Origin of the sequence: Acetobacter nitrogenifigens DSM 23921 = NBRC 105050 (assembly GCF_000429165.1) — a bacterium.
Classification (GTDB): Bacteria; Pseudomonadota; Alphaproteobacteria; order Acetobacterales; family Acetobacteraceae; genus Acetobacter; species Acetobacter nitrogenifigens.
Genome location: NZ_AUBI01000049.1, coordinates 1 through 1,795, shown reverse-complemented (window position 1 = coordinate 1,795; position 1,795 = coordinate 1). Strand labels below are relative to the sequence as shown.

Genomic DNA, 1,795 nt, shown 5'->3' with positions numbered 1-1,795 from the left:
GTCGCCACGCGGTATGAGAAAACCGCTACGTCCTTCATGGCTGTCATCTGCATCGCTGCAACAGCAGATCATCTCAAGACCTAACAGACCCTAGCCCCCCGACTGCCAGCTTGGTGGTTTTTATTTGTAATCCCCACGCGATGGTCAATTGGTTTAATTGCACGTTGTAATTATTGGATTTTCCGTTCGCACTCCAAGGACATACCAATAGCGATGCCATCAGGGTGAACGCAGCAGATTCATGGATTTTAGGTGGCAATATAGCGGCCTCCCAAGGTTGTGGGAAAATCCCTATACTGTTCGGATGTTTTTCCGTTTTGATTGCGATAGAGTTCTGGAAAACGACATTCAGCAAACTATCGGTAGTCTCGGATTGCCTGAGCATCGAGTTGGGTCGCCGACACCAATTTGTAATGCCGCTTCTCGACGACCCGATCCGCTGGCTTGGCGTCGACGATGTGGTGACGTTTGGCATGGGCCGGGCACCGTCGCTGGCTGATGTCGCGCGCATTCGGTTTCAGATGGATGAAACCGAACTGGAAACCCATTTGAAAACCCGCCGTGACGCAGGCGATCGAGCGGTTTGACGTTCATGCGCCGCGCACGGTGGCGGATCATCTGGCGCAGGACGCGTGGGAAAAGGCCATGGGCGAGTGGATGCGTCCGTCCAGCTAAGGGCGCGTCGTGGGGCGACACGCTCATGGAGCTCGAAGATCTGTTGACGTTGACAAGATCAGACGTGATCCGTCCGGCCGTCCCGTCCGCCGCTGCAATCAGTCAGATGGACGAAGCGCTGGAGTGGGTGTCATGGATCACGGACGCAGGGCAACGCCGTGTCGTGCTTTTCTGGATGATGGTTCATCCGATCAGCCGTCGTCATCTTTTCAGCTGGCGTGACATAGGATCGCGAATGAGCGTGAGTCATGTCACCGCTAAACGCTGGCATTCCAGCGGGTTAGCGGTGATCACCAGAAAAATGTTCGGTCAGGTGAATTTTCCCCTTTCCAAATGTTCCAAAATGCAGTGTTTTTAGGCCCATGATCAGGGGTCGTGCAGCCAACCGGTTGCGCGGCCTTTTTTATTGAGCGTGTCACGACGATCTCCACCGTGGCCCGTCACATGAACTCGTGCCTCACTTGGCTGAACACAGGGCCGGATAAGCTGAAAGCTCCGGCCCGGGTCCAGGTGATGTTATTTGAACGCGCTCCTCAATGCGCTGATTTGTGCTGCGGCGAATTCTTTTGAGATGTCCGCATCAGGCGCCAACTGGTCGAAGCCGTGATAGGCGCCGGGCGAAACGAGCAGCTTGGTAGGTACGCCTGCCTCGATCAGCCGCCGCGCATACTCTGTATCTTCGAAGACGAAGAGATCGAGCGCGCCGACGCCAATGAATGTTGGTGGAAGGCCTGACAAATCCTTTTGTCGTGAAGGAACTGCCTCGGGAGGCGCATCATCGATGCCTGCCGGCATTCCAAGAAAAGATGACCATCCGTATTGGTTTGCCTGGGGAGTCCAAAGGAGCGCGCCTATAAAGTCAGGAACTTTAATCGTGCTTCCTGTACGATCATCGAGCATAGGGTAAATCAGGATCTGGGCGGCAAGTGGGACCTCCTTGCGATCGCGCGCTGTCAGCGCAAGCCGCGCTGCATTGCCGCCGCCAGCGCTTTCACCCATCACCGCGATTTTGTCCGGGTTGAGCCCTAGGTCCCGTTGACAAAAGATCCAATCCAGAGCCTTGCTGCGGCGATATTGAGGAAACTTATGAAGGACAGGGCGGTCTTGTCGTAGCGGGTCG

The 1,795-nt window shown here is 55.4% G+C and carries 2 protein-coding genes and 1 pseudogene; 2 read left to right on the top strand and 1 reads right to left on the bottom strand.

Annotation, left to right across the window (positions count from 1 at the left end):
* Positions 1-224 precede the first annotated feature (224 nt).
* Both G442_RS25440 and G442_RS23490 read left to right on the top strand, forming a co-directional pair.
* Entirely contained in the window at positions 225-587 is a 363-nt protein-coding gene (locus tag G442_RS25440) for a hypothetical protein (protein ID WP_146882734.1), read from the top strand.
* A gap of 104 nt (positions 588-691) precedes the next feature.
* Positions 692-1,033, top strand: a pseudogene (locus tag G442_RS23490) (DUF6362 family protein); the annotation flags it as partial.
* Positions 1,034-1,191: 158 nt separating this feature from the next.
* Here the strand turns inward: G442_RS23490 and G442_RS23485 are convergent.
* Positions 1,192-1,795, bottom strand: a 604-nt coding sequence (locus G442_RS23485) for an alpha/beta hydrolase fold domain-containing protein (protein WP_154660426.1), incomplete at its 5' end; no start/stop codon positions are given.